Raw genomic sequence first — 22,971 nt, forward strand, 5'->3', positions numbered from 1 at the left:
AGGTTAAGCGTTGTGAACGACGATGAATGTTGGCAGAGGTTCTTCTGGAAAGGCGACATGCGAGTAGATCCAGTCACATTGATTTTTTATTTCTTGCTCGCACTGGGCACAGTGTCGGTTTCCGCTGTCGAAAAAGAGGATTCGCTGACGACATACGTAACCACTGCTTCTGGCCTCACCTTGCACGACGTATATGTTGCTGCGCTTGCTAATGATTCACGTAACGGTGTCGCGAATGCCTATCGCCTCGAATCAGAGGCGCTGGCAGTAAAGGCCGACGGAATGTTCGCCGATGCACCGGCCTTGAGCCTGCGCCAACAAAGCGATCGTACGGGTACCGACCGCGGCTTGCGCGAGTGGGAGGCCAATGTGGAGATGCCATTGTGGCGTCTAGGTCAGCGCTCAGCAACGCGTAGTGAGGCAACGAGTATGGAGCTGCTGGCAAGCGCGCAGGCACTCGCCCTGCAACTGGATGTGGCTGGACGAGTGCGCACCACTTTGTGGGAGCTGGCACTCGTCGAGCAGCAGCGTGACCTGGCATCCCGATCCTGGCTCGCCGCTCAGGAACTAGAGCGGGACGTGCAGCACCGCGTAGAGGCAGGAGATCTGGCACAGGCCGATCTGCTCTTGGCACGCGACGAGACATTGGGCAAACATGACGAGTATCTGTTGGCACTGGATGGCGTGCGTGCGGTGAAGCAACGCTACCTGTTGCTGAGTGGCATGCAGGAACCACCAGCGGAATTCAGAGAAACGCAGAGTCCACGCGAGCGTATCGAACCCGATCATCCTCTGCTGCTGGAAGCGCAACGGCGTGTCGAAACAACGCAGGCAGAGCTGCGCCGGGTACGCGCGGCAGGTAGTGGCAATCCACTGCTGATCGTAGGCAGCCGTCGTGAACGTGAACCGGTGACGCAGATCGAGCACGACAGTATCGGTGTATCACTGCGCGTGCCTTTCGGTGGCGTCCGGTACAGTGGTTCGACAATTGCTGCAGCCAACAGCAAGTTGGTGCAGGCGCAGGCTGAACAGTTGGCGCTACAGCGCAAGCTCGAGCTGGAGTTGCACGACGCAGTGCGCGCACTGGACACCCTGCGCGCGGAGCTGGACCTCGCGGAACAACAGCACACAATGGCGCAGCAAAGTCTGCACATGGCTCGCATCGCCTTCGATTCGGGTGAGATCGATCTGGTGCAACGTCTGCGCGTCCAGGCCCGCACCTACGCTGCGGAACGAAGCATGAACCTGCGCAAGCTGCAGTTGCAGCAGGCGGTTGCCCGCTACAACCAGGCTGTCGGAGACCTTCCATGAAGTACCTGTCATCCGCATTCATGCTTGTGGTACTGGTGTCGCTACGGGTATGGGCGGCGGATCTGCCCGCAAAGGATGTGACGATGACACCAGAACAGCAGCAAATCCTGGCAATCACGACCATCCTCCCGGAGTTGGTGGCTGCGGTTCCAGGCCGGGAATTGCCGGCCCAAGTCACTGTTGCGCCAGACCAGGTTCACCTGCTCACGGCACCTCAGCGAGGGCTCCTGGAGTACATGCCGATCGCAGTTGGCGACGAGGTGCTTGCGGGTCAGGTCGTCGCACGTCTCGCAAGCCCCGAATTGGTGAGTCTGCAGCGTGACTTTCTGCAGGCATTCAGCCAGCAGCGGCTGGCTCAAGCCGCGATGACCCGCGACGAAATGCTGCTCGCGGAAGGCGTGATCGCCGAACGTCGCTATCAGGAAACACGCAGCGGCTTCGATGAAACTAATGCAGCGTTGGAAGAGCGTCGCCAGGCGTTGTTGTTGGCTGGGATGAGTGTCGAAGACATCGAGAAACTGCGCCAGGACCGACGCCTCGGCACTACGCTGGAAGTGCGCGCACCGATCACCGGTGTGGTGATCGAGCGGCTCGCCGAACCGGGGCAACGCCTGGGACTCAGTGACCCCATCTATCGCATCGCAAACCTTGATCCGCTATGGCTGGAAATACGCGTTCCATTGGAATTGCTACCGGGGGTGAGCGCCGGCGCCGAGACCAGCGTTATAGGGATCGGTGCGTCAGGACATGTATTGAACGTGGGGCATGAGGTTGATGCGGCTAGTCAGACGGTGCGTGTACGCGCCGAGCTCACATCCGGTGGCGGAGCACTGCGACCGGGCCAATACGTGCAGGCATCGATCGCGAGCGTGGCTGGGGGGCAGCACTACCGGCTGCCCACCGCTGCAGTGATGCGTAGTGGGCAGCACAGCATCGTGTTCGTGCGTACCGAGAACGGATTCTCGCCACGCATCGTCGATGTGATGGGCACACAGAACGGTAGCACCGTAGTCACCGCAGCTTTCAACGGGCAGGAACAGGTGGCGATAACCGGCCTTGCCGCGCTGAAAGGAGCTGCGATGGGTCTCGGAGGGAGCGAATGATGCTGGTGCGCATGATCCAGTTCGCTCTGACCCAGCGTCTGCTGATGCTGCTGGGGATTCTGGTGCTGGTTGGTGCTGGCACGCTGGCATTTCGCAGCATTCCGATCGATGCATTCCCCGATATCTCTTCCACACAGGTCAAGATCATCATCAAGGCGGCCGGGATGACACCGGAAGAGGTGGAGCAGCGAATCACTTCCCCCATCGAAGTGGAATTGCTCGGCATTCCGCGCCAAGTGATGCTGCGTTCGGTGGCGAAGTATGCAATGACCGATATCACGGTCGATTTCGAGGATGGCACCGACATCTACTGGGCCCGCCAGCAGGTTGCCGAGCGACTGAACAGCCTTTGGGCCGAGCTGCCTGAAGGCGTCAGCGGCGGTATTGCACCGATGACGACACCGCTCGGCGAGATGTTTATGTTCAGCATCGAAGGCAGTTCGCTCGATGCGATGGGAAAGCGCAGCCTCCTCGATTGGGTAATCCGACCCGCACTGCGTACTGTACCGGGTGTGGCTGACGTCAACGCGCTAGGCGGTCTGGTGCGCGCCTTCGAAGTTGTACCGGATCCGATGCGCATGAACGCGCGTGGTGTCAGCATGAGCGAGCTGGTCGAGGCGCTGCAGCAGAACAACCGCAACGATGGTGCCGGGCGTCTCGGCGAAGGCGACGAAGCGCTGCTGGTACGCGCCGAGGGAAGCATCCGCTCGCTGGACGATGTGAATGCGGTCGTCGTCAGGGTAGTGGCCGGTGTGCCGGTTCGCGTGGGCGAAGTGGCGACAGTGCGCCTCGGTGCGCTCACGCGCTACGGTGCAGTGACGCGCAATGGCGAGGGCGAGGCGGTCGAGGGCCTGGTGCTGGGACTGCGCGGCGCAAACGCGCGCACCGTCGTAAAGGGTGTGCAGGCCAGGCTTGATGAGCTAGCACCCTCCTTGCCGAAAGGCATCACGATCGAGGTTTTCTACAACCGCGGCGATCTGGTCGCCAAGGCAATTGCGACTGTCAGCAGGGCTCTGACCGAGGCCATCGTCCTGGTGGTGGTGCTATTGGTCCTGTTCCTGGGCAATTTGCGAGCTGCGCTGACCGTGGCGCTCGTGCTGCCGCTGGCAGCGCTCGCCACATTCATTCTGATGCACTGGTTCGGCATGTCCGCGAATCTGATGAGTCTGGGGGGGCTTGCAATCGCCATCGGCATGCTGGTAGATGCCGCAGTCGTCGTGGTGGAGAACATCGTCACTCACCTCACACACGACGAGCAGCAACGACGGGTGCCGCGGCTGCACGTCATCTATCGCGCCGTGCGTGAGGTTGCTGTGCCGGTAACCTCCGGAATTTTGATCATCATCATTGTCTTCCTGCCGCTGCTGACCCTGCAGGGTCTGGAAGGCAAGATGTTCATCCCAGTTGCGCTCACGATCGTGTTTGCGTTGGCCGCATCGCTGTTGCTGTCGCTGACGGCAATTCCAGTACTGGCGTCCTTCTTGCTAAAACAAGTGAGCCATGAGGATCCATGGATTGTCCGCCGCTTGACACGGATTTATATGTCGCTGCTGCACCGCTGCCTGGAACAACCGCGCGTAGTCATTGTGATTGCGTTGGTGCTCCTGTTGTTGACCGGTGCGGTCTATACCCGGATCGGCAAGACTTTCATGCCGACAATGGACGAAGGCAGTCTGCTGGTTCAGATCGAAAAGCTGCCGTCGATTAACCTGGAGCAGTCCGTAGCGCTTGATCTGCAGGTGCAACGTGCACTGCTTCAGAAGGTGCCGGAGATCGTCGGTGTCGTTGCGCGCGTGGGATCCGACGAACTTGGCCTTGACCCCATGGGACTCAACGATACTGACAGCTTTCTGGTGCTCCAGCCACGCGACAAATGGCGGATGCGCAGCAAAGAGGAGCTGGTCGATACGATTCGGCTGGTGATGAACGATATTCCCGGCATCAATTTTGGTTTTACCCAGCCAATTGAAATGCGGATCTCGGAGATGCTGACCGGTGTGCGCGGCGATGTTGCCGTGAAGATCTTCGGTTCAGATGTTGAAGAGCTCGACAGGCTGGCGCGGCAACTCAGTCAGCTGCTGGGTGGCATCGCGGGTGCCGAAGACGTACGCACCACCGAGAATTCCGGCGTACAGTACTTGCAAGTGACCATCGACCGGCTGGGCGTCGGACGCCTTGGCTTGTCGGTTGATGAACTGGAGCGCGTGCTGCGGGCACAAGTCGAGGGTTTGAATATTGGCAAAATCCATGAGGGAGCACGTCGTACCCCACTGATCTTGCGCGGTGGCGAGGTGCTGCGCACCGCGCCTGAACGGTTCGCTGCCATGCAGATAACTCTGCCCGACGGCAGCAATGTTCCGTTGTCGACCATTGCCACGTTGCAGCGGGTCGAAGGTCCGGTGAAGATATCGCGTGAAAACGCTGCCCGCTACACAGTGGTGATGGCAAACGTGCGTGGACGTGACCTGGTCGGATTCGTCGACGAAGCGAAGTCGACGGTGGCACAACAGGTTGAACTGCCGACGGGCTATCGCATCGAGTGGGGCGGTCAGTTCGAGAACCAGCAGCGCGCCGCGAGACGCCTGTCGATCGTGGTGCCGGTGGCTATCGGGTTGATTTTCCTGCTGCTGTTTTCCACCTTTGGAACCGTTCGTCAGGCCGTGCTTGTTCTGACGAACATTCCATTCGCGATGGTGGGTGGCGTTTTCTCGCTGTGGCTGACCGGGGAGTACCTGTCGGTTCCTGCGTCGGTCGGTTTCATCGCACTGCTCGGCATTGCTGTGCTGAACGGTGTCGTCATGGTGACGTACTTCAACCAGTTGCAAGCGCACGGCATGGCCTTGGCCGATGTGGTGGTCGAAGGAGCTCGTCGACGCCTGCGTCCGGTGTTGATGACGGCGAGCATCGCGGCGTTCGGACTCGTGCCCATGCTCTTCGCCAGCGGTCCAGGATCGGAGGTCCAGCGCCCATTGGCGATCGTCGTGATCGGCGGACTGGTCAGTTCGACACTGCTGACGCTGATTCTGTTGCCTATCCTCTATCGACGTTTCGGCGTGCAACACTAGGACAAGATCATGTCGCAATGTCTCTTGGTGATCGTAACGACACCGTCGTTGGAAGAGTCGATGGCAGACTGGCTATTGATGAAGGATGGGTTGTCGGGCTTCAGCAGTATGCGTATCGATGGTCACGGTAGCAGGCTGTCTGACTTGTCATTGGCCGAACAGGTCCTCGGGCGCCAACGCAAAGTGATGTTCCACGTACACGCCGAATGTATCGCGCTGAGCGCGCTCCTTGAAGAGTTGCGTCACGATTTCGGCGGCACTGGCCTCCATTACTGGCTGATGCCGTTGCTGGACGCCGGGGTTATCGAGTGAGCAGTGCGGATAGTCGATCGATCGGATGCGGCAGCCACATTACTGCTTCAGGGCATGACGCAGGTAGCCACCAGCAACGCGCAGCGTTTCCAGCAGACCGTAACGTCCACGCACGTTGCAGCCCTCGCAGAGATCCACAAGCTCCGGCATCCGCTCACGTCGTTGCAGGGCCTCGCGCACACTCATTTGGGCGACGTGCCCGATCGGATGGGCGTGGGCGACATCGTTGAAGCAGTACTGGTAGCTGCCGTCGGCGGCAACCGGCAACACCGTGTTGCGAGGCAGGCAGCGAAAGCGGTTGCAGCGCCACTGACCAAACACGTCATGGAGCGAAGGGATGAAATCGAATTCCTGGCTGCGAAGCCCGTACTTCGCGATGATCTGTCGCAACTGCAGTCCCGGATCGGCTTCTTCGTGCATGGCTCCGGCACGGTCATAGAGCGTTGGTGACATCGTCAGCAGCGTGACGCCACGCCCGCGCAGCCAGGCGATGGTTTGTTCCAGCGATGCAAGGCAGGCAGTGAGCGGAGTCAGACTGATTGCCAGTCGTGTGTGCTGCAGTCGCGCCTGCGCAAGTTCGATGTTGCGCATCACACGCTGATGGTCGAGGTTCACATGCACGCTTTGGTACACCTCGGGATCAACGCTGGAAAACGATATGACCAGCATGTGCAGCAGCCCATCGAGTGCCAGGAGCCGCTCTTCATCAAGCAAATGACCGTTGCTCACCATGTCGAGACGCACCCGCGCACCGCGCAGGATTTCGATGCAATCACGCCAGCGCGGATGCGTGGTGGGTTCACCGTAACCGGCAATCACGACGCGATACACATCCTGCGGTTCGAGTCGTTCGACCACCCGCTGCAGGACGTCGAGCTGCATGGGACGTGGTGATGCAACTGTCTCGCGCGGACACATCACGCACAGAGCGTTGCACTTCGCCGTCAGTTCCAGGTTCACCGTGACACGGTAGCTGCCCATGAATCACCTCAACCGCGTGTTGCCGCCGGCACCAGACGGGGTACGTGCGCTGCGCAGTTGGGCACCACCTGTTCCACCTGCACGCGCACCACCCGTCGCACGTGTGGAAGACGCGAGAACAGTTCGAGCTGGGCAATGCCATCGTGGATGGTGGCACTCCCGTTCACGCGCAACCGTGCGCCATCGGCGAAGTCGATGAACAACAGGCCGACGTACGGGTTGTCGAGGATGTTGCCTAGACTCATGAACGCATGATTGCCGTCGAAGTCGGCGAAGACGAGCGTGTGTGGATCGATGATGCGCACCAGGCCGGGGCCGCCGCCCTTGAACGAGCAGTCGCAGTGGCCGTCGCGATCACTGGTCGCAAGGAAGAAGAACGGCACCGCCTCGACGCGCGTGTGGTACTGCGGCGGGATCTCGGTCCATAGCAGGCGGGTGATCCGCGCCTCGTCCCATACTGCCGGATTGCCCCAGCGTCGTTGTGCATCACGTTCGCTGTCGCCAAATACATCATGCCAGTCGTGCATCGTTCCTCCTGCCGGATCGTCCGGACGATGCCCCTTCAGTCCGGGCGCGGGGCAGATGATGCACCGCGCTTGCTTAACCGGACCTTAGGCTGCGCACGAATGCCGGGTGCCGGACGCTTAAGCCGTCGTTAAGGTCCGCTGTCTAGTCTGTGCGTCGATACGGGTACACCGGGCGAGCGTCCAGGCTGCAGCAATGATGTTGGTGTCGGTGGATGGTGAGCGGTCCGAACGGGAGCAGCGGGTGTTCGTGCGTTCGCTGGAAAGATTCGGTGAAAACAGATCGCACTTCGACCTGCTGCGGCCTGGTGAACCCGGACGAGTCGAGCTGGAACATTTCATCTACGAACGCTTCGAAGCCATACACGGTGCGCGCGTCACCAGCTTCATGCCGTTGCTGCTCGGCATGTGGTCGGGCTCCGCATGCCGGGCGGCGCTTGGAATCCGTCGGGCCAGCGAAGGGCGACTGTTTCTCGAAGACTATCTCGACCAGCCAGCGGAACAGGTGATCGCGGGCATTCGCCACATGCCGGTACTGCGTACGACGCTGGTAGAGATCGGCAATCTGGTCTCTGGCCCCGGCGCCTCCACGCCGTTGCTGTATCTGTTGTTGCTGGCGGTGCTCGCCCGCGCTGGGTATCGCTGGCTGATGTTCGTGGCGACACCGGAAGTGCAGCGCGGCATCCGTGCGTTGGGACTCGAGATCGACGCGGTGTGTCCAGCCGACCCAGGCCGGATCGCGAATGTTGCGGCATGGGGCAGCTATTACGCCGTTCATCCGCAGGTGATGCTGGGTTGTGTCGAGGATGGCATGCGGCATTGCACTGCTGATGCGCATCTTGCTGACGCCCTGATACGTGCGGACGCGTCGATTGCGACACTTGCGTCGCGGCTGGGTGCACCGTGAGCAGTGAGGCCGACAATCTGTGCGCACGGCTTCCAGGAGACGCCGACAACCGTATGCGGTTGAGCGCGGACAACGGTGATTCACTGTCGCTGAGCGAACTGGCGCGCGAGGCTGCTGCCCTTGCCTCCGCCATCCGCATTGCGGGTGGCACGCGCGTCGCCCTGCTGGCTCGAAATGGCATCGCGTGGATCGTCGCCGATATTGCCTGCCAGATCGCAGCGGTGCCGCTGCTGCCGGTACCCGGCTTCTTCTCGCCAACCCAGAGTGCGCACGCCTTGCATGAGGCCGGGGTGGATCTGCTGCTGTGCGACCACCATGCTCGACACGATCAACAGCGTCTGCTTGCCGAACTCGACGGACATCTGCAGCCTGGTAGCGGGTGCTGCGGACTGCGTGTGTTGCGACTGGCAACGAACTCTCCAGATGGCAACGAATCGCTGCCCTTGGGTACTGGCAAGATAACCTATACCTCGGGCTCGACGGGTGCGCCCAAAGGCGTCTGCCTCAGCAATGCGCGGTTGCTGCGCCAGGCCGCCGCACTGGCGCAAATCGTGGGCGTTGAACGCCCGCGGCATCTGTCGCTGCTGCCCTTGTCGGTGCTGCTGGAGAACGTCGCCGGTGCCTACGCAGCCCTGCTTGCCGGTGGCGAAGTGCTGCTGCCGGACCTGGCACGTATCGGGATCCGCGGCAGTTCTTCCGTCGCTGCGCCAGCCTTGCTCTCTGCGCTCGATGAGCTGCAGCCGCAGACCCTGATTCTGATCCCGCAGCTGCTGAAAATGCTGGTGCACGCGTGTGGTCGCGGCTGGCGGCCACCGTCGAGCCTGCGTTTCGTTGCAGTCGGCGGTGCACACGTGGCCGCCAGCCAGATCCTGCGGGCACGCGAGTACGGCATCCCCGCCTACGAGGGCTACGGCCTGTCGGAATGCGTATCGGTCGTCACACTGAACACCCCGCATGCTGATCGGCCCGGCAGTGCCGGCAGAGCGTTGCCGCACCTGGATGTGGTGACTCGTGACGGTGAGCTGATGATTTCCGGCAACCCGTTCCTCGGCTATGTCGGGAAGCGTGCGAGCTGGCATCCGCGCACGATCGCCAGCGGTGACCTCGGGTATCTGGACGATGAGGGTTTCCTGCATCTGCAAGGACGGCGCAGCAACGTATTGATCAGCAGTTACGGGCGCAATATCAGTCCGGAATGGGTCGAAAGCGAACTTGCTGCAGACGCAGTGATCGACCAGTGCATCGTATTTGGCGAGGCGCGGCCGTTTCTGGTAGCACTGGTATGGGCAGATGCCAGTGCGACCGACGCGATGATCGCAAGCCGGATCGAAACCACCAACGCGATGCTTCCTGACTACGCACGGGTGCAACGCTGGCTGCGTCTCGAAACGCCATTGACACACGCAGACGGGTTGCTGACTGTCAACGGCAAACCGCAACGTACAGCGATCGCTGAAATCTTCGAGGCGCAGATCGCGCGGCTGTACGGTGAATCGACGGAGCTTTGCCGAACATGACGTTTTATGAAGAACTCGCGCGCGAGACAGCGACCGAACGGCAGTACCTGCTCTCCTCGCCAATCATCATCCATGCCCTGGAAGGCAAGGTCGACCTGGTCGACTATATGTCGTTTCTGACGCAGGCGTACCACCATGTTCGGCATACGGTCCCGTTGCTGATGGCAACCGGTGCGCAGCTGCCGGACGAAAAGGAGTGGCTACGCGAGGCCGTCGCCGGGTATATCCGCGAGGAGCTGGGGCACCAGGAGTGGGTGTTGAACGATATCGCAGCCTGCGGTTTCGACCGCGAGGCTGCGCGTCGCAGCACGCCGAGTGCCGCCACCGAACTGATGGTCGCCTACGCATACGACACCATCCAGCGCGTCGATCCGCTCGGTTTCTTTGGCATGGTCTATGTGCTTGAGGGAACCAGCATCACGGTTGCGTCGCAGGCGGCTGGCATCATCCGCGAACGACTCGGGCTGCCCGAGAGCGCATTCACGTACCTGAGCTCGCATGGTTCGCTGGATGTCGGACACATGCGCTTCTTCGAGTCACTGATGAATCGCATCGACGATCAGTGTGAACGCGCGATCATCGTGCATGCTGCACGGATGTTCTTTGCACTGTATGCAAACGTGTTCCGCACGCTGCCGCTGCCGGATTTCGTGCGCGACGCGACGTCTGTTGCCTGAGCCAGGAGGAAGTGCAGATGGATGGATCCGGCCGGAAGGTGCTGCTTACCGGAGCCAGCGGCGGTATCGGGCGCGCGATCGCACACCAGCTCGCGGATACGGGTGCGCGCCTGTTGCTGAGCGCACGTGACGCCATACGACTCGCTGAACTCGCACGCGAACTGCCGCAGGACACGGTTACAGTCGTAGCCGATATCACGTCGACCATCGACAGGGCTGCGTTGGTGCAGGCGGCGCACGAGATGGGCATCGACATGGTCATCCACAACGCCGGGGTACAGGAGTTCGGCCTCTTCCAGCAGCAGGATCCCGGGGTGCTGCAGCAGCAGCTCGAATTGAACCTGTGCGCACCCATGCTGCTGAGCCGCGAGCTGTTGCCGCTCTTGCTGCAGCAGGAGACGGCTGCGCTGGTGTTCATCGGATCTACTTTCGGCAGCATCGGACACCCCGGCTTTGCCGCGTATTGCGCCAGCAAGTTCGGGCTGCGTGGTCTGGCAGAGTGCCTGCGGCGAGAGCTGGCTGATACCGGTGTACGTGTGCATTACCTGGCACCGCGCGCGACCCGCACTGCGCTGAACGGACCGCGTGTGGACGCACTGAACAAGGCGCTGGGCAACGCTACGGATGAGCCGGAAGTCGTAGCTGGCGAACTTCTGCGCTTGCTGGCGCATGAGCGCAGTTCCGAGCGCTTCGTTGGCTGGCCCGAAAAGCTGTTCGTTCGCATCAACGCCGTGCTGCCACGCATCGTCGATTCCGCGCTGGCCGGCAAACTGGCCATCGTTCGTCGTTTCGCATCGCCTGAGACGTCTTTTGAGAGGACCGACACATGAAACGCATCGCCTTTCTTTTGTTCATCCTGTGCCTGGGAACACTACGTGTTGGCACGGCATCCGCCAGTCTCGAGGACGACATCACCCATCTGCAGACGCGCTGGGCAGAAGTCAATTACCAGTTGGAGGGCAAAGCACAACTGTCGGCGTTCGAGCAGCTTGTGGCGGAAGCGGATAGTGTTACGGCTGCATACCCCGAGCGTGCCGAGGGCTGGATCTGGAGCGGCATCATCAAGTCCACTTACGCGGGTGCGAACGGAGGGCTCGGCGCCCTGTCACTCGCGAAGGCGTCAAGGAAGGACCTCGAACAGGCCATTGCAATCGACCCACAGGCTCTTGCAGGAGCAGCCTGCACAAGCCTGGGCACCTTGTATTACAGTGTCCCGGGCTGGCCTGTCGGGTTCGGTGATCGGCGCAAGGCCGAGCAACTGTTGAAGCGCGCACTGAGCATCGACCCGCAGGGAATCGACAGCAACTACTTCTATGGCGATTTCCTGTTACGCCAGAAGCGTTACGATGACGCGAGAAAACATCTGCTGCTGGCGCAGCATGCAGCGCCACGCCCCGGTCGTGAAGTGGCTGATGCGGGCAGGCAACGGGAAATTGCTGCGGCGCTCGAGCGGATCGTGAAGGAAACTCGTTGAGGAAATACACGGATCCGTTTGTGGATGCCGTTGGACACGGTCGTTTGTGATGCGGATTCTCCTGGTCGAAGACGATGCAGCACTCGCGAACGGTCTGGCACGAGCGTTGCGCGCGCATGCCCACGTGGTGAACCACGTAAGCGAAGGTCGCGTTGCACTTGCGGCGCTGCGGGCCGAGACTCCGGATGTCGTCGTACTCGACCTCGGCCTACCGGATCTGGACGGATTGCAGGTGCTGCGACGTATCCGTGAACGTGATCGCAGCCTGCCGGTGCTGGTACTCACGGCGCGTGCCACGGTCGAAGATATCGTTGCGGGACTTGACCGGGGTGCAGACGATTACCTTGCGAAGCCGTTCGAGATGTCCGAGCTGCTGGCACGCTTGCGTGTGCTCGAACGACGTCTCGGGATTGGCGACAGCAGCGAGATCCGGATTGGCAACGTCAGCCTGGACACTGCACGACTCGAGGTTCGCTGTGATGGAGTTCCGGTGGAATTGTCGCGACGCGAGTACATGCTGCTGAAAACCCTGATGGAAAATGCAGGCAAGGTGCTTGGTCGCTCCAGTCTGGAATCGCGGCTGTACGGGTGGGGCGAGGAGGTGGCGAGCAATGCTCTCGAAGTGCATGTGCATCACCTGCGCCGCAAGCTCGGCGCGCAGCTCATCCAGACGGTGCGAGGCATAGGCTATCGGATCCCTGTGCCTTGAGATCGATCCGCATCTTTCTGGTCGGTGCGACACTGGCGATGCTGGTGCTGGTGGTGTTCGTGTCTGCCGTGCAGGGTTACCGCGCAGGGATGGCCGAAACGGAGCGCGTATTCGACAGTCAACTGCAGGAGCAGGCACACCTTGCCGCCAGCGTGGACGACAGCCGATTCCCTGTGCTTGCCAACGCGACCAGTACGGCATTCCAGCGCTGGCTTCTGGCCCCGGGACAGCCACCTCAATTGCTGGCGCACACGCATAATGCCCCCGATACGGTGCTTGGCGTATTCGAGCCAGGCTTCGGGTATGCAAACTTCGGTGGCTATCGCTGGCGAACCTACGTTCACTTCGTTGCAGCCGGTGATGTCGTGGTGGCAGCAGCACGCATGGACATTCGCTATCGCCTGGCGGATGACGTAGTCGTCGAGACCATCATGCCGATCGTGCTGTGGTTACCCCTGTCAGCCTTGTTGATCTGGTTCATTACGCGCCGCGGACTGCGACCGCTTGGATTACTTGCCGCGCAACTGCACGACAAACAGTCGCACGACCTGTCGGTAGTGGCGCTTGCAGAATGCCCGCAGGAACTACAACCAGTGCTGGATTCGGTGAACCAGTTGCTGGAACGGCTGTGTGCGGCGTTCGAACGCGAAGAGCGTTTCGTCGCAGATGCCGCACACGAATTGCGAACACCGATTGCCGTACTCAAGGTGCAACTGCATAACTTGCGTGAGCAGTTGACGGAGCACAGACCGGAACTCCAGGAGCTGGAGTCTGCAGTGGAGCGTATGCACCGTCTGGTGGAACAAATCCTGATGCTGCATCGACTGGGCCCGGAACAGATGAAGCGGCGCTTCGAGGTGCTCGATCTGCACGCGCTGGTGCAAGGTGTGGCGGCCTCATGCTACGGCAGCATCGAGGCCCGTAATCAGCGCATGGAGCTCGTTGCCGACTCCGAGGCGCGTGAGGGTCGCGCAACGATTGCAGGCGATCCCTTCTTGTTGGAGACGCTGACACGCAATCTGCTGGACAACGCGAACAAGTACACGCATGCCGGTGGGCAAATTCGGGTTTGCCTGTGCTGCGCGGAAACCAACGTCGTTCTTTGTGTAGAAGATGACGGGCCCGGCATTCTGCAGACGGCGCGCGAGCATATCTTTGATCGCTTCCACCGTGCCGGCGGCGATATGCACGCCTCGGGTGTGAGTGGATCCGGACTCGGGCTGGCGATCGTGCGTAACATCACCGAGCTGCACGGGGCACGCATCGAGGTTGGCGATTCGACGTTTGCCAGTGGAGTCAGTTTCACGGTGGTGTTCCGCCGCTACGCTGGCGTGAGGAATTGAATGATGCGCGGCTTCACTGCGGTTCTGCTGGGTTGGTTCTGGCCGGTTGCGGCAGTCGTGGCAGGTCAGGCAGAGTTCCAGCTCGAGATCCGTGACCACCTGTTCTTTCCATCTGAACTCGTGGTGCCGGCGAACACCAAGATCCGCCTGCTGATTACCAACCATGATCCAACCGCCGAGGAGTTCGAAAGCTATGAACTGAATCGGGAAAAGATCATACCGGGTGGGCGCACGGCGGTGATTTTCGTAGGTCCACTTGGACCCGGCGAGTATCCGTTTTTCGGTGAGTTCTTTCCGAATACTGCTCAAGGAAGACTGATCGCGAAATGAGGCGTGCATGTTGCTGACCACTGCAGTGCTGGTACTGCGCGAGACACTCGAAGCCACCGTCGTGGTGAGCGTGTTGCTCGCCTGGTCCGTGCTGCATCGGCGCAGTCGTGGCTGGGCATGGTGGGCCTTCGGCGCAGGTATTGCCGGTTCCGCACTGTATGCGGCGCAGGTAGACGTTGTCTCGGAATGGTTCGATTTTGCGGGTATGGAAGTCGTGAACGCGGGCATGCACGTGCTGATCTGCGCCATGCTGTCGGTGCTTGCGTGGCGACCCACCGCTCATCCAGCACCGACCTCGCCGATGTTGGTGGTGGTGGCACTGGCTGTGGTCCGTGAAGGATTCGAGATCCTCCTGTACCTCTCCGGATTCGCAGCCGATCATCGGGCATGGGGTACGGTGCTGCTCGGCTCTGTGCTTGGTGCAGGTATCGGAGTCAGCATCGGTGCGCTGCTGTTTTATCTGGCAGTCGGAATGCCGCGCGAGCGCGCACTGTGGTTTGCCCGGGTGCTGATCGCGCTGTTTGCAGGGAACATGGCTGCGCAAGCAGTGCTGCTGCTGATCCAGGCGGACTGGATCAGCACTGGCGCGCCACTGTGGAACACTTCGCATCTGCTCGCCGAGGACAGCATCGTCGGACAACTCCTGTACGCGCTCATCGGTTACGAGGCGACGCCCTCGGTGTGGCAGGTGGTTGCTTATGGCGCTACGTTCTGTTTGATGTTGTGGCCATTTTTTGGTCGACCACTACGCAAGCACAGCTCCGACGGAGGAAGCTGACGCAATGAATCTGCACCGGGGTGTCTGTTTTTGTGTGATGGCAGCAGGGGTTGCTCCAGCCTGGGCTGACGGCCTTTCTCTTGACCGGATCTATCACCCTTACGTCGAGCCAATGGAGCGCGAAATCGAATGGCGCACCTACGGATACCCGAAGGACCGTGATGTAGGCGACCGTACGCAAGTACATCAGTTCGGATATGGCCAAGCGCTCGGTGAACGCTGGCTTGTCGAGGCATACGCGCTGGTCGAGAGCAAGGGAGACGATACGGCTACAGCCGAGGGTTGGGAACTGGAACTGCGTCGTCAGTTGACCGAACAGGGCGAGTACTGGGCCGACTGGGGATTGATCTTCGAGATCGAACGCGAGCATGGCGATCGTTGGGAGGCGAGCTCGGGCGTACTGATGGAGAAGGAGCACGGACAGTGGAGCACAACGCTGAACGTAGTGCTCCAGGCCGAGAGGGGAAAAGACGTGGACAGCGAATTGGAAACGCGTCTGGCTGTGCAGACACGTTACCGATGGTTGCCGCTGTTCGAACCAGCGATCGAGTTGCATGCAGCCGAAGACACGCTGGCCGTCGGCCCCGTGGTACTCGGTACGTTGCACCTGAGAAACCGCCGCACACTACACTGGGAAACGGGCATCTATGCCGGACTTCGCAGCGACACGCCTGATCGGACATTTCGCGCAGGGATCGAGTTCGGATTCTGATCTATGTCGTTACTGGCGGTGAGGGAGGGATTCGAACCCTCGATACGCTGTTAACGTATACACACTTTCCAGGCGTGCTCCTTCAACCACTCGGACACCTCACCGGGACCTGGACGTCTCACCGACGGGCGGTGCAACGAGCCGCGTACTTTATAGAAGCGTCCGGGGGCTTACAAGCGATGCGGGGGACGTGCGATACGGAGACGTGTGGCCACGCTCGCTGCTCCTGCCACCACCTGAACTTGTTACGATGGTTCTACTGACGCGCGAGACGCAGTTGATGCGATGGTGATGCGTTCACGGTGCTGCGAAACGGGTTGATGTCGATGCCACCGCGACGATTGTAGCGGGCATAGACACTGAGTTCCCGTGGGCGGCAATGATGAAGGATGTCGAGAAAGATGCGCTCGACGCACTGTTCGTGAAAGCCCTGGTGTTCGCGGTACGACACGATGTAGCGCAGCAGTGCTTCGTGATCGATACGCATACCGGAATAGCTGATCTGGATGCTGCCGATGTCCGGCTGCCCGGTCACCGGACACAGTGAGCGCAGCAGATTCGAATACACGGATTCGGTGACGATGCGGCTGTTCTCGACTACGCCCAACAGTTCCGCGTCCGGGCGATAGACATCCACGGTCACGGGCAGCGTGTCGAGACACTCGCCGGTGAAGTTACCAATCCCCGCGTGTTGCGCATGAACCAAAGTCAGCAGATCGACAACCAATGGCATGCCCGCAGTCACCGACAGATCCGATTCCAGCGTGCGTGCCACATCGTAGGCACTCGCGAATGCGGTCTGGCTGAAGGAGTTCAGGTAAAGCTTCAGGGATTTGGATTCGAACACCGCATACGACCGGCATGGCACACGGATCTGCACCACGCCGACCTCGGGTTTGCCGTCACGATCGAGCCAGCTCAGCTCCCAGGCAGTCCACAGGTCACAGCCATCGAACGGTAACCGTTCAGGGTCGGGCAAAAGCCCCTCCCGCAGGCGTTGCCGCTGGATCGGATGCAGCAGCGAGGGCGTATAGCACGAAACCGCCTCTACCCTGCGCCCGAGCGGAGTGTCATCAAAATTGCCGTCGCTCATCGCCCGCGCTGCACACCCGTCATACGATCGATCTTCATCGCAAGTGTAGTCGATCCCTGCGGTCCGGGCTGACAGCCTCACTGCCGCAGGCGTTTTCCCGATTTCAGCAGCTGAAGGCTGTAGGCCCACAACACCACGATGAACAGCGCGATCATCGTGAGTGCAAATCCGACGTTCACGTCCGACACACCCAGTACGCCATGACGAAATGCATTGACCATGTGCAGGATCGGATTCGTCTGTGACAGCGCACGCCAGAACGGAGGCAGCAGATCGATCGAATAGAACACCCCGCCAAGATACGTGAGCGGTGTGAGAACAAAAGTCGGGATGATCGAAATATCATCGAAACTGTTCGCATAGACTGCATTGACCAGGCCTGCCATCGAGAACAGCATCGAGGTCAGCAGCACCACCAGCATGGTCAACCCGGCATGCGCCACATGCAGGCGTGTGAACGCGAGCGACAGCAGCGTGACGATGAACCCGACACAGATCCCTCGAGCCATACCGCCCATGGTGTACCCGAGCAGGATGATCCATTCAGGGGTGGGTGATACCAGCAACTCCTCGATACTGTGCTGGTACTTTGCACCGAAGAACGAAGACACCACGTTGGCATAAGAATTCGTGATCACTGCCATCATGATCAACCCCGGCACGACGAACTGCATATAGTCGAAACCGCTCATCGGTCCGATGCGTGAACCGATCAGATTGCCGAAAATCACGTAGTAGAGCGCGATTGTGATCGCTGGCGGCACCAGCGTCTGTGGCCAGATGCGGAAGAAGCGACGCACTTCCTTGACCAGGATCGTCGCAAACGCCACGAACATTTCGTTCCGGCTCATGTCGTGGCACCCTCCTCCTTGTGGCGGGCCAGCAGAGAGACGAACAGCTCCTCGAGCCGGTTGGCCTTGTTGCGCATGCTGTGCACTGCAATGCCGCGTGCAGTGAGACCTTCGAACAGCGCGTTCAGTTGTCCGGCACGCTCGACCGTCACCTCCAGCGTGTGTGTGTCCACGACCCGTGTGATATACCCTTCGAGCGTGAAATCACCCGCCAACTCACCACTGATGTCGAACACCAGCACTTCGCGGTCCAGGCGGCGCAGCAGCGCGCGCATGCTGGTGTTTTCGATGATGCTGCCGCGATCGATGATGGCGATGTTGCGGCAAAGACTCTCGGCCTCCTCGAGGTAATGCGTGGTCAGGATTATCGTGGTGCCGCTCGCATTGATTTCACGCAGGAAGCCCCACATCGAGCGCCTGAGTTCGATATCGACGCCAGCCGTTGGCTCATCGAGGATAAGCAGCCGCGGCTCGTGCACCAGCGCGCGCGCAATCATCAGCCTGCGCTTCATCCCGCCCGAAAGATTGCGTGCCGGTTGCGCTCGCTTGTCCCACAGATCGAGCTTCTTCAGATATTTCTCGCTTCGCTCGCGCGCCAGCACCAACGGCAAGCCGTAATAACCGGCCTGCTGGACGAGGATGTCGCCGACTCGCTCGAAATGATTGAAATTGAATTCCTGCGGTACCACGCCGAGATGGCGCTTGGCTGCCGCAAAATCACGATCGATGTCGATACCGAAAACCGTGACGCTGCCGGCGGTCTTGCGTACCAGCGAGCAGATCACGCTGATCGTCGTCGATTTTCCGGCACCGTTGGGACCAAGCAGCGCAAAGAAGTCGCCTTCGCCGACATCGAGATCGATGCCATCAAGCGCAACGAAACCGTTGGCGTAAGTCTTGCGAAGCTGACGAATGGAGAGGGCATTGCTCATCGGCACGATGGACAAGCAGTACAACGGGGAAGCTGATGCAGCGAAGATCCGCTGAGGGCGGGCCACCAACGGCAGCCCACCCGGTTCGGCACACGCAGGCTCAGTGCTGCTGATGCGCTTCGTGCGTTGCCGCGTCCATCGCCTCGGTAGCCTTCTCCTTCACAGCCGCTGCGGCGTCACCCGCTGCGTCCTTCGCAGCATCGACCGCCTTGCCGGCCGCTGCAGCTGCATCGGCACCGATCTGTTCTGCAGCGGTTGCAGCGTCGGATGCCGCATCGGAAGCCGCGTCAGCCGCTTCGTCGGTGGCTTCGGCTGCAGCATCGGCCGCATCCGTCGTGGCATCGGCGGCTGCCGTGGCAGCCTCGCTGGTTGCCTCTGCAGCCTTGTCCGCCGCCGTGCCAACGGCGCCAGCAGCTTCCTGCGCGGCACCGGATACGCTCTTCGCTTCTTCCTTGCCACAACCGGTGAGGGTGAAGGTCAACATCACGGCCGCGATGGCCGCAGGAATCTTTACGTGTTTCATGATCATTCCTTACATGAGTACTGCGGGCGACGATACTGTTCCCGCGATGCCTGGTTTCGTTCGCCCCCCCCTGCATGACGCGAACATGCCGCCCCAAGACTAGCCATGTTTGCATCGGACGTAAACGGGAACAGGGCGATAACGGGGAAAGTGACACACACGGACCGAGAAGCCGGCCGGCACCCACCTGGGTGAATACCGGCCCGCAGGGGAAGCCGCCTCAGAAGCTGCGGCGACGCGGCGCGCTGTCGCGCTCCCGGCGCGGCTCGGCCTGGTTGACCTTCAACGCGCGGCCATTGAGCTGCTGTCCGTTCAGCGCCTTGATCGCTGCATCTGCCTCGGAGTTGTTGGGCATTTCGACGAAGCCGAAACCCTTCGACTGGCCAGTGGTGCGATCGATGATCACGGAGGCGGAAGTGACCTTGCCGAACGCTTCGAAAGCGCTGCGCAGATCCTGGTCGGAAACACTGTAAGCCAGATTGCCGGTATAGATATTCATACGAGTCCTGATAGTGCGTGCCGTGCGAAAAATGAAAACACTATCGAATATGCACGAGCACGAACTATCGGATAGCGGTCAGGCGCGGGGTTGCCGCGCGAGTCACGAATGACGATGCAACATCGTATTCACCATGGCAGTCTGACACATGTCAGCGCATCTGTCTGTAACCAACGCACCGTACAAACTGCACGCGAGCGAATGCGGGCAGCAGTCATGCAACAAAAAAGCCGGCACGAGGCCGGCTTTTTCGTATGGCGTCCCCTAGGGGATTCGAACCCCTGTTACCGCCGTGAAAGGGCAGTGTCCTAGGCCTCTAGACGAAGGGGACTTGAACCAGTCATCGCTCCAGGACGGCGCGCATTCTATGAATGGCTTCCTGCAGCGTCAAGCTGCGAGTGTGGATGATCACGGCATTAGTGCCGACGACGGGCACGGGGCCGCGATCATTGCCCGCCATGCTCCTCAAGCTCCAGCGATACCGAGTTGATGCAGTAACGCAACCCGCCCGGCGGCGGCCCATCGGAAAACACATGGCCGAGGTGTGCATCGCAATTGCGACACAACACCTCGGTACGCACCATGCCACACGACATGTCGGCCTCGGTGCGCAGCACCGCATCCGCAACCGGCTGCCGGAAACTCGGCCAGCCGGAACCCGAATCGTACTTGCTTGCAGAATCGAACAGCGCGTTGCCACAGCACGCGCAGCGGTAGATACCCGCCGCCTTCGTGTTCCAGTACTCGCCCGAAAACGCCCGCTCCGTCCCCTTGCCACGACAGACCCGATACTGCTCCGGCGTCAGGCGCTGGCGCCACTCGTCCTCACGCGTTGGATCCATTCCAGCCACTCCTGTCGGCGCTCACCGGGAACAATTCCGCACATCGTACTCGCACCCACCGTCTGCGCGCGACCGCCGGGGCAGCGTTCCCCTATACTTGGCGGCCCTGACCCACGCGCCAGAAACCGTACCATGCTCGAATACCTGAAGTCGCACAAACTTGCCAACGTCTGCTACGACATCCGTGGCCCGGTACATGCGCGCGCGACGGCAATGGAGGAAGAAGGCAACCGCATCATCAAGCTGAACATCGGCAACCCTGCGCCATTCGGCTTCGACGCACCCGAAGAAATCCTCATCGACGTAATCCACAACATCCCCAATTCCGAAGGCTATAGCGAATCGAAAGGACTGTACTCGGCGCGCAAGGCAGTGATGCAATACGCCCAGCAGCTGTGCATCCCCGGTGTGGAGGTCAATGACATCTACCTCGGCAATGGTGTCAGCGAACTGATCGTGATGGTGATGCAGGCGCTGGCAAACAACGGTGACGAGGTGCTGATACCCGCACCGGACTATCCGCTGTGGACAGCGGCGACCACGCTGGCGGGCGGCAAGCCGGTGCATTACCGCTGCGACGAGCAATCGGACTGGATTCCCGACATTGCGGACATCCGTGCCAGGATCACCGACCGCACCCGGGCGATTCTGGTCATCAACCCGAACAATCCGACCGGAGCGGTCTACCCTCGCGAGATTCTCGAGAAAATCGTCGAGATCGCGATCGAGCACCGCCTGGTCATCCTGTCCGACGAGATCTACGACAAGATCCTCTACGACGACGCACAGCATACTGCCCTCGGGAGCATCTCGAACGAACCGCTGTGCATCACCTTCAACGGCCTGTCGAAAAGCTACCGCCTCGCAGGATTCCGTTCCGGCTGGATGATCATCTCGGGAGCCAAGCATCGCGCGCGTGACTTCATCGAGGGCGTGGATATCCTCTCCTCGATGCGCCTGTGCGCGAACGTACCTGCGCAGCACGCGATCCAGACGGCACTTGGTGGCTATCAGAGCATCAACGACCTGGTGCTGCCTGGTGGCCGCCTTCGTGAGCAGCGCGATCGCGCGTGGGAGGTGATCAACGCGATTCCCGGCGTGAGCTGCGTGAAACCGCGTGGCGCAATCTACCTGTTTCCGCGTCTGGACCCGGCGGTGCACCGCATCCTCGACGACGAAAAGATGATCTTCGACCTGCTGACCCAGGAGAAAATGCTGCTGGTACAGGGCAGTGCCTTCAATTACCCCGAGCCGGACCACTTCCGCGTGGTATTCCTGCCTCGCGTGGAAGACATCGAGGAAGCTTTCGCGCGCTTTGCGCGATTCATCAGCGGCTATCGGCAGGCGTAGGCTCGTAGCCTACCGGGTACAGAATCGCTTCACGGTAACCGGTGATCACGCGCAGATAGCGCCGCAGTTCACGATCGAGCCCGGCATCGTTCGTGTCTACGAGCAACGGGCGCCCCGCCAGTGCGGCAATCTTGACCGGTGCGGCGACGATCGTGATGTTGCCGATGCCTACGGCATGTATCACCGGCGCACTGATCTGCTGGTTGCCGCGTCCGAATACGTGCCCCTGCCCTCCGATCGCCGTGACGACGATACGCGCGGGCCCCTTGTGCGCATCCAGCAACGCGAGCAGCTCCCGTTCGCCGGCGTCACGCGCCAGCTGAACGCCGTCACGACACACATCGACGCCGAGCAAGGTACCGTCGATACCGAGTGCCTGCTTGACCGCAAACGTCGTGGTGCCGGGCCCAAGGATGCACAATTCCCCCGGTTCGAGCTCCTCGACCACTTCAGCCGCGATATCTGTCAGTCGCTGCGCATCGGGTGCTGCCCCACCCTCCTTCACGTGTTGCACATAACGACTTTCCTCTGGCACCAGCAACTCGCCGAAATAGCGCGAGCTCACGCGCCCGGCACGGAAAGCATCCTCGTCGAGATCACGCACCTCAGCGAGCGTGACACGCACCGGATCGCGCCGTACCAGTTGTTGCACGATTTCGCCAGCCGCCTCCGGCGACACCGCGTAGACGCCGGAATGCATCTTGACCCCGGCCGGGATACCAAGCGCGGGAATTCGGGTGCCGATCGCGCTGCACACATCACGCGCCGTACCATCACCACCGGCAAACAGCAGCAGGTCGACCGGCAGCCCGGCAAGCCCACGCGCAGCAGCAACGGTGTGCTCGGCTGCGGTTTGCAACGGAACCTCGAGTGGCAGCAGCTGCGCAGCGAAACCCGCCTCGCGCGCAGCATCAGCCCCCATCTCGCCCGCACAGCAATGCAGCTCGATCTGCTGCGCCAGCGGAAGCAGCGTGCGCAATGCACGCACCGCACGCGCATGTGCGCGTGGTTGTGCACCGCGCGCTCGCGCCTCGGCGACGATTGCCGCACCATCGCTGCCCTTGAGCCCCACTGCACCACCGATTCCGGCCAGCGGGTTCACGATAAGCCCGAGCCGGAAAATGACACGACGCTCCAC

The 22,971-nt window shown here is 60.9% G+C and carries 24 protein-coding genes and 2 tRNA genes; 15 read left to right on the forward strand and 11 right to left on the reverse strand.

What is annotated here, in order from left to right; genetic code table 11:
• Positions 1-12: 12 nt before the first annotated feature.
• The 4 genes from H7A12_01855 to H7A12_01870 are packed head-to-tail and all read left to right on the forward strand — an operon-like array spanning position 13 to position 5,791.
• On the forward strand, positions 13-1,311 hold the full coding sequence (locus H7A12_01855) for a TolC family protein (GenBank protein MCP5319574.1): 1,299 nt from the start codon (positions 13-15) through the stop codon (positions 1,309-1,311).
• Positions 1,308-2,414, forward strand: a complete 1,107-nt coding sequence (locus tag H7A12_01860) for an efflux RND transporter periplasmic adaptor subunit (protein ID MCP5319575.1) — start codon at positions 1,308-1,310, stop codon at positions 2,412-2,414. The genes H7A12_01855 and H7A12_01860 overlap by 4 nt, the downstream gene beginning before the upstream one ends.
• The gene (locus H7A12_01865) at positions 2,414-5,479 is read left to right on the forward strand and encodes an efflux RND transporter permease subunit (protein ID MCP5319576.1); all 3,066 of its coding nucleotides are present in this window, start codon (positions 2,414-2,416) and stop codon (positions 5,477-5,479) included. Before H7A12_01860 ends, H7A12_01865 begins: the two co-directional genes overlap by 1 nt.
• Positions 5,480-5,488: 9 nt before the next feature.
• Positions 5,489-5,791, forward strand: coding sequence for a DUF3240 family protein (locus H7A12_01870; GenBank protein ID MCP5319577.1), 303 nt, complete (start codon positions 5,489-5,491; stop codon positions 5,789-5,791).
• A 39-nt stretch (positions 5,792-5,830) separates the two neighbouring features.
• Here H7A12_01870 and H7A12_01875 read toward each other — a convergent pair whose 3' ends face one another.
• Both H7A12_01875 and H7A12_01880 read right to left on the reverse strand, forming a co-directional pair.
• Positions 5,831-6,772 (reverse strand): radical SAM protein, encoded by a 942-nt coding sequence (locus H7A12_01875; GenBank protein ID MCP5319578.1) that lies wholly within the window; start codon positions 6,770-6,772, stop codon positions 5,831-5,833.
• A gap of 8 nt (positions 6,773-6,780) precedes the next feature.
• Positions 6,781-7,299: a pyridoxamine 5'-phosphate oxidase family protein gene (locus H7A12_01880; protein MCP5319579.1), complete on the reverse strand. Its 519-nt coding sequence runs from the start codon at positions 7,297-7,299 to the stop codon at positions 6,781-6,783.
• 193 nt (positions 7,300-7,492) lie between these two features.
• Here H7A12_01880 and H7A12_01885 point away from each other — a divergent pair, with 193 nt between their 5' ends.
• Genes H7A12_01885 through H7A12_01930 form a run of 10 tightly spaced genes read left to right on the forward strand, consistent with a single transcriptional unit; the run spans position 7,493 to position 15,743 of the window.
• Entirely contained in the window at positions 7,493-8,203 is a 711-nt protein-coding gene (locus H7A12_01885; GenBank protein MCP5319580.1) for a thermostable hemolysin, read from the forward strand.
• Complete coding sequence (locus tag H7A12_01890) at positions 8,200-9,720, forward strand: AMP-binding protein (protein MCP5319581.1); 1,521 nt, start codon at positions 8,200-8,202, stop codon at positions 9,718-9,720. The genes H7A12_01885 and H7A12_01890 overlap by 4 nt, the downstream gene beginning before the upstream one ends.
• Positions 9,717-10,397, forward strand: a complete 681-nt coding sequence (locus tag H7A12_01895) for an iron-containing redox enzyme family protein (protein MCP5319582.1) — start codon at positions 9,717-9,719, stop codon at positions 10,395-10,397. The genes H7A12_01890 and H7A12_01895 overlap by 4 nt, the downstream gene beginning before the upstream one ends.
• Before the next feature lie 17 nt (positions 10,398-10,414).
• Positions 10,415-11,227, forward strand: coding sequence for an SDR family oxidoreductase (locus tag H7A12_01900; GenBank protein ID MCP5319583.1), 813 nt, complete (start codon positions 10,415-10,417; stop codon positions 11,225-11,227).
• A complete protein-coding gene (locus H7A12_01905) occupies positions 11,224-11,871 on the forward strand; it encodes a tetratricopeptide repeat protein (protein ID MCP5319584.1) in 648 nt (215 codons plus the stop codon). Before H7A12_01900 ends, H7A12_01905 begins: the two co-directional genes overlap by 4 nt.
• Positions 11,872-11,920: 49 nt before the next feature.
• Positions 11,921-12,580: a response regulator gene (locus H7A12_01910; protein MCP5319585.1), complete on the forward strand. Its 660-nt coding sequence runs from the start codon at positions 11,921-11,923 to the stop codon at positions 12,578-12,580.
• Positions 12,577-13,923, forward strand: coding sequence for a two-component sensor histidine kinase (locus H7A12_01915; GenBank protein ID MCP5319586.1), 1,347 nt, complete (start codon positions 12,577-12,579; stop codon positions 13,921-13,923). The genes H7A12_01910 and H7A12_01915 overlap by 4 nt, the downstream gene beginning before the upstream one ends.
• Before the next feature lie 3 nt (positions 13,924-13,926).
• Positions 13,927-14,253, forward strand: coding sequence for a cupredoxin domain-containing protein (locus tag H7A12_01920; GenBank protein ID MCP5319587.1), 327 nt, complete (start codon positions 13,927-13,929; stop codon positions 14,251-14,253).
• A 7-nt stretch (positions 14,254-14,260) separates the two neighbouring features.
• Positions 14,261-15,031 (forward strand): FTR1 family protein, encoded by a 771-nt coding sequence (locus tag H7A12_01925; protein MCP5319588.1) that lies wholly within the window; start codon positions 14,261-14,263, stop codon positions 15,029-15,031.
• A 4-nt stretch (positions 15,032-15,035) separates the two neighbouring features.
• Positions 15,036-15,743, forward strand: coding sequence for a hypothetical protein (locus H7A12_01930; GenBank protein ID MCP5319589.1), 708 nt, complete (start codon positions 15,036-15,038; stop codon positions 15,741-15,743).
• A 13-nt stretch (positions 15,744-15,756) separates the two neighbouring features.
• Here H7A12_01930 and H7A12_01935 read toward each other — a convergent pair.
• The 8 genes from H7A12_01935 to msrB form a co-directional block, all read right to left on the reverse strand.
• Positions 15,757-15,847: transfer RNA gene (locus H7A12_01935), tRNA-Ser, on the reverse strand.
• Between the two features lie 152 nt (positions 15,848-15,999).
• A complete protein-coding gene (queF, locus tag H7A12_01940) occupies positions 16,000-16,836 on the reverse strand; it encodes an NADPH-dependent 7-cyano-7-deazaguanine reductase QueF (protein MCP5319590.1) in 837 nt (278 codons plus the stop codon).
• A 77-nt stretch (positions 16,837-16,913) separates the two neighbouring features.
• On the reverse strand, positions 16,914-17,687 hold the full coding sequence (locus H7A12_01945; protein ID MCP5319591.1) for an ABC transporter permease: 774 nt from the start codon (positions 17,685-17,687) through the stop codon (positions 16,914-16,916).
• Positions 17,684-18,619: an ABC transporter ATP-binding protein gene (locus tag H7A12_01950; protein MCP5319592.1), complete on the reverse strand. Its 936-nt coding sequence runs from the start codon at positions 18,617-18,619 to the stop codon at positions 17,684-17,686. The genes H7A12_01945 and H7A12_01950 overlap by 4 nt, the downstream gene beginning before the upstream one ends.
• 100 nt (positions 18,620-18,719) lie before the next feature.
• A complete protein-coding gene (locus H7A12_01955; protein MCP5319593.1) occupies positions 18,720-19,142 on the reverse strand; it encodes a hypothetical protein in 423 nt (140 codons plus the stop codon).
• A 220-nt stretch (positions 19,143-19,362) separates the two neighbouring features.
• Positions 19,363-19,641 (reverse strand): RNA-binding protein, encoded by a 279-nt coding sequence (locus H7A12_01960; GenBank protein MCP5319594.1) that lies wholly within the window; start codon positions 19,639-19,641, stop codon positions 19,363-19,365.
• A gap of 255 nt (positions 19,642-19,896) precedes the next feature.
• Positions 19,897-19,972 (reverse strand) — tRNA-Glu (locus H7A12_01965).
• A gap of 115 nt (positions 19,973-20,087) precedes the next feature.
• Entirely contained in the window at positions 20,088-20,483 is a 396-nt protein-coding gene (gene msrB / locus H7A12_01970; GenBank protein ID MCP5319595.1) for a peptide-methionine (R)-S-oxide reductase MsrB, read from the reverse strand.
• A gap of 132 nt (positions 20,484-20,615) precedes the next feature.
• On the opposite strand from msrB, the gene H7A12_01975 reads away from it, so the two are divergent.
• Positions 20,616-21,833, forward strand: coding sequence for a pyridoxal phosphate-dependent aminotransferase (locus tag H7A12_01975; protein ID MCP5319596.1), 1,218 nt, complete (start codon positions 20,616-20,618; stop codon positions 21,831-21,833).
• Here H7A12_01975 and H7A12_01980 read toward each other — a convergent pair.
• Positions 21,811-22,956, reverse strand: a complete 1,146-nt coding sequence (locus H7A12_01980) for an ATP-NAD kinase family protein (GenBank protein MCP5319597.1) — start codon at positions 22,954-22,956, stop codon at positions 21,811-21,813. The two genes, H7A12_01975 and H7A12_01980, sit on opposite strands and share 23 nt — an antisense overlap.
• Between the last annotated feature and the right edge of the window lie 15 nt (positions 22,957-22,971).

The organism is Pseudomonadales bacterium, assembly GCA_024234165.1.
Taxonomy (GTDB): domain Bacteria; phylum Pseudomonadota; class Gammaproteobacteria; order Pseudomonadales; family UBA5518; genus UBA5518.

Bases quoted from the DNA above. Each gene is read 5' to 3' on its own strand.
- queF (MCP5319590.1), bottom strand. From the start codon at position 16,836: ATGAGCGACGGCAATTTTGATGACACTCCGCTCGGGCGCAGGGTAGAG.
- H7A12_01895 (MCP5319582.1), top strand. From the start codon at position 9,717: ATGACGTTTTATGAAGAACTCGCGCGCGAGACAGCGACCGAACGGCAG.
- H7A12_01860 (MCP5319575.1), top strand. From the start codon at position 1,308: ATGAAGTACCTGTCATCCGCATTCATGCTTGTGGTACTGGTGTCGCTA.
- H7A12_01975 (MCP5319596.1), top strand. From the start codon at position 20,616: ATGCTCGAATACCTGAAGTCGCACAAACTTGCCAACGTCTGCTACGAC.
- H7A12_01910 (MCP5319585.1), top strand. From the start codon at position 11,921: ATGCGGATTCTCCTGGTCGAAGACGATGCAGCACTCGCGAACGGTCTG.
- H7A12_01950 (MCP5319592.1), bottom strand. From the start codon at position 18,619: ATGAGCAATGCCCTCTCCATTCGTCAGCTTCGCAAGACTTACGCCAAC.
- H7A12_01870 (MCP5319577.1), top strand. From the start codon at position 5,489: ATGTCGCAATGTCTCTTGGTGATCGTAACGACACCGTCGTTGGAAGAG.
- H7A12_01925 (MCP5319588.1), top strand. From the start codon at position 14,261: ATGTTGCTGACCACTGCAGTGCTGGTACTGCGCGAGACACTCGAAGCC.
- H7A12_01880 (MCP5319579.1), bottom strand. From the start codon at position 7,299: ATGCACGACTGGCATGATGTATTTGGCGACAGCGAACGTGATGCACAA.
- H7A12_01905 (MCP5319584.1), top strand. From the start codon at position 11,224: ATGAAACGCATCGCCTTTCTTTTGTTCATCCTGTGCCTGGGAACACTA.
- H7A12_01875 (MCP5319578.1), bottom strand. From the start codon at position 6,772: ATGGGCAGCTACCGTGTCACGGTGAACCTGGAACTGACGGCGAAGTGC.
- H7A12_01945 (MCP5319591.1), bottom strand. From the start codon at position 17,687: ATGAGCCGGAACGAAATGTTCGTGGCGTTTGCGACGATCCTGGTCAAG.
- H7A12_01960 (MCP5319594.1), bottom strand. From the start codon at position 19,641: ATGAATATCTATACCGGCAATCTGGCTTACAGTGTTTCCGACCAGGAT.
- H7A12_01920 (MCP5319587.1), top strand. From the start codon at position 13,927: ATGCGCGGCTTCACTGCGGTTCTGCTGGGTTGGTTCTGGCCGGTTGCG.
- H7A12_01885 (MCP5319580.1), top strand. From the start codon at position 7,493: ATGATGTTGGTGTCGGTGGATGGTGAGCGGTCCGAACGGGAGCAGCGG.
- H7A12_01930 (MCP5319589.1), top strand. From the start codon at position 15,036: ATGAATCTGCACCGGGGTGTCTGTTTTTGTGTGATGGCAGCAGGGGTT.
- msrB (MCP5319595.1), bottom strand. From the start codon at position 20,483: ATGGATCCAACGCGTGAGGACGAGTGGCGCCAGCGCCTGACGCCGGAG.
- H7A12_01865 (MCP5319576.1), top strand. From the start codon at position 2,414: ATGCTGGTGCGCATGATCCAGTTCGCTCTGACCCAGCGTCTGCTGATG.
- H7A12_01900 (MCP5319583.1), top strand. From the start codon at position 10,415: ATGGATGGATCCGGCCGGAAGGTGCTGCTTACCGGAGCCAGCGGCGGT.
- H7A12_01955 (MCP5319593.1), bottom strand. From the start codon at position 19,142: ATGAAACACGTAAAGATTCCTGCGGCCATCGCGGCCGTGATGTTGACC.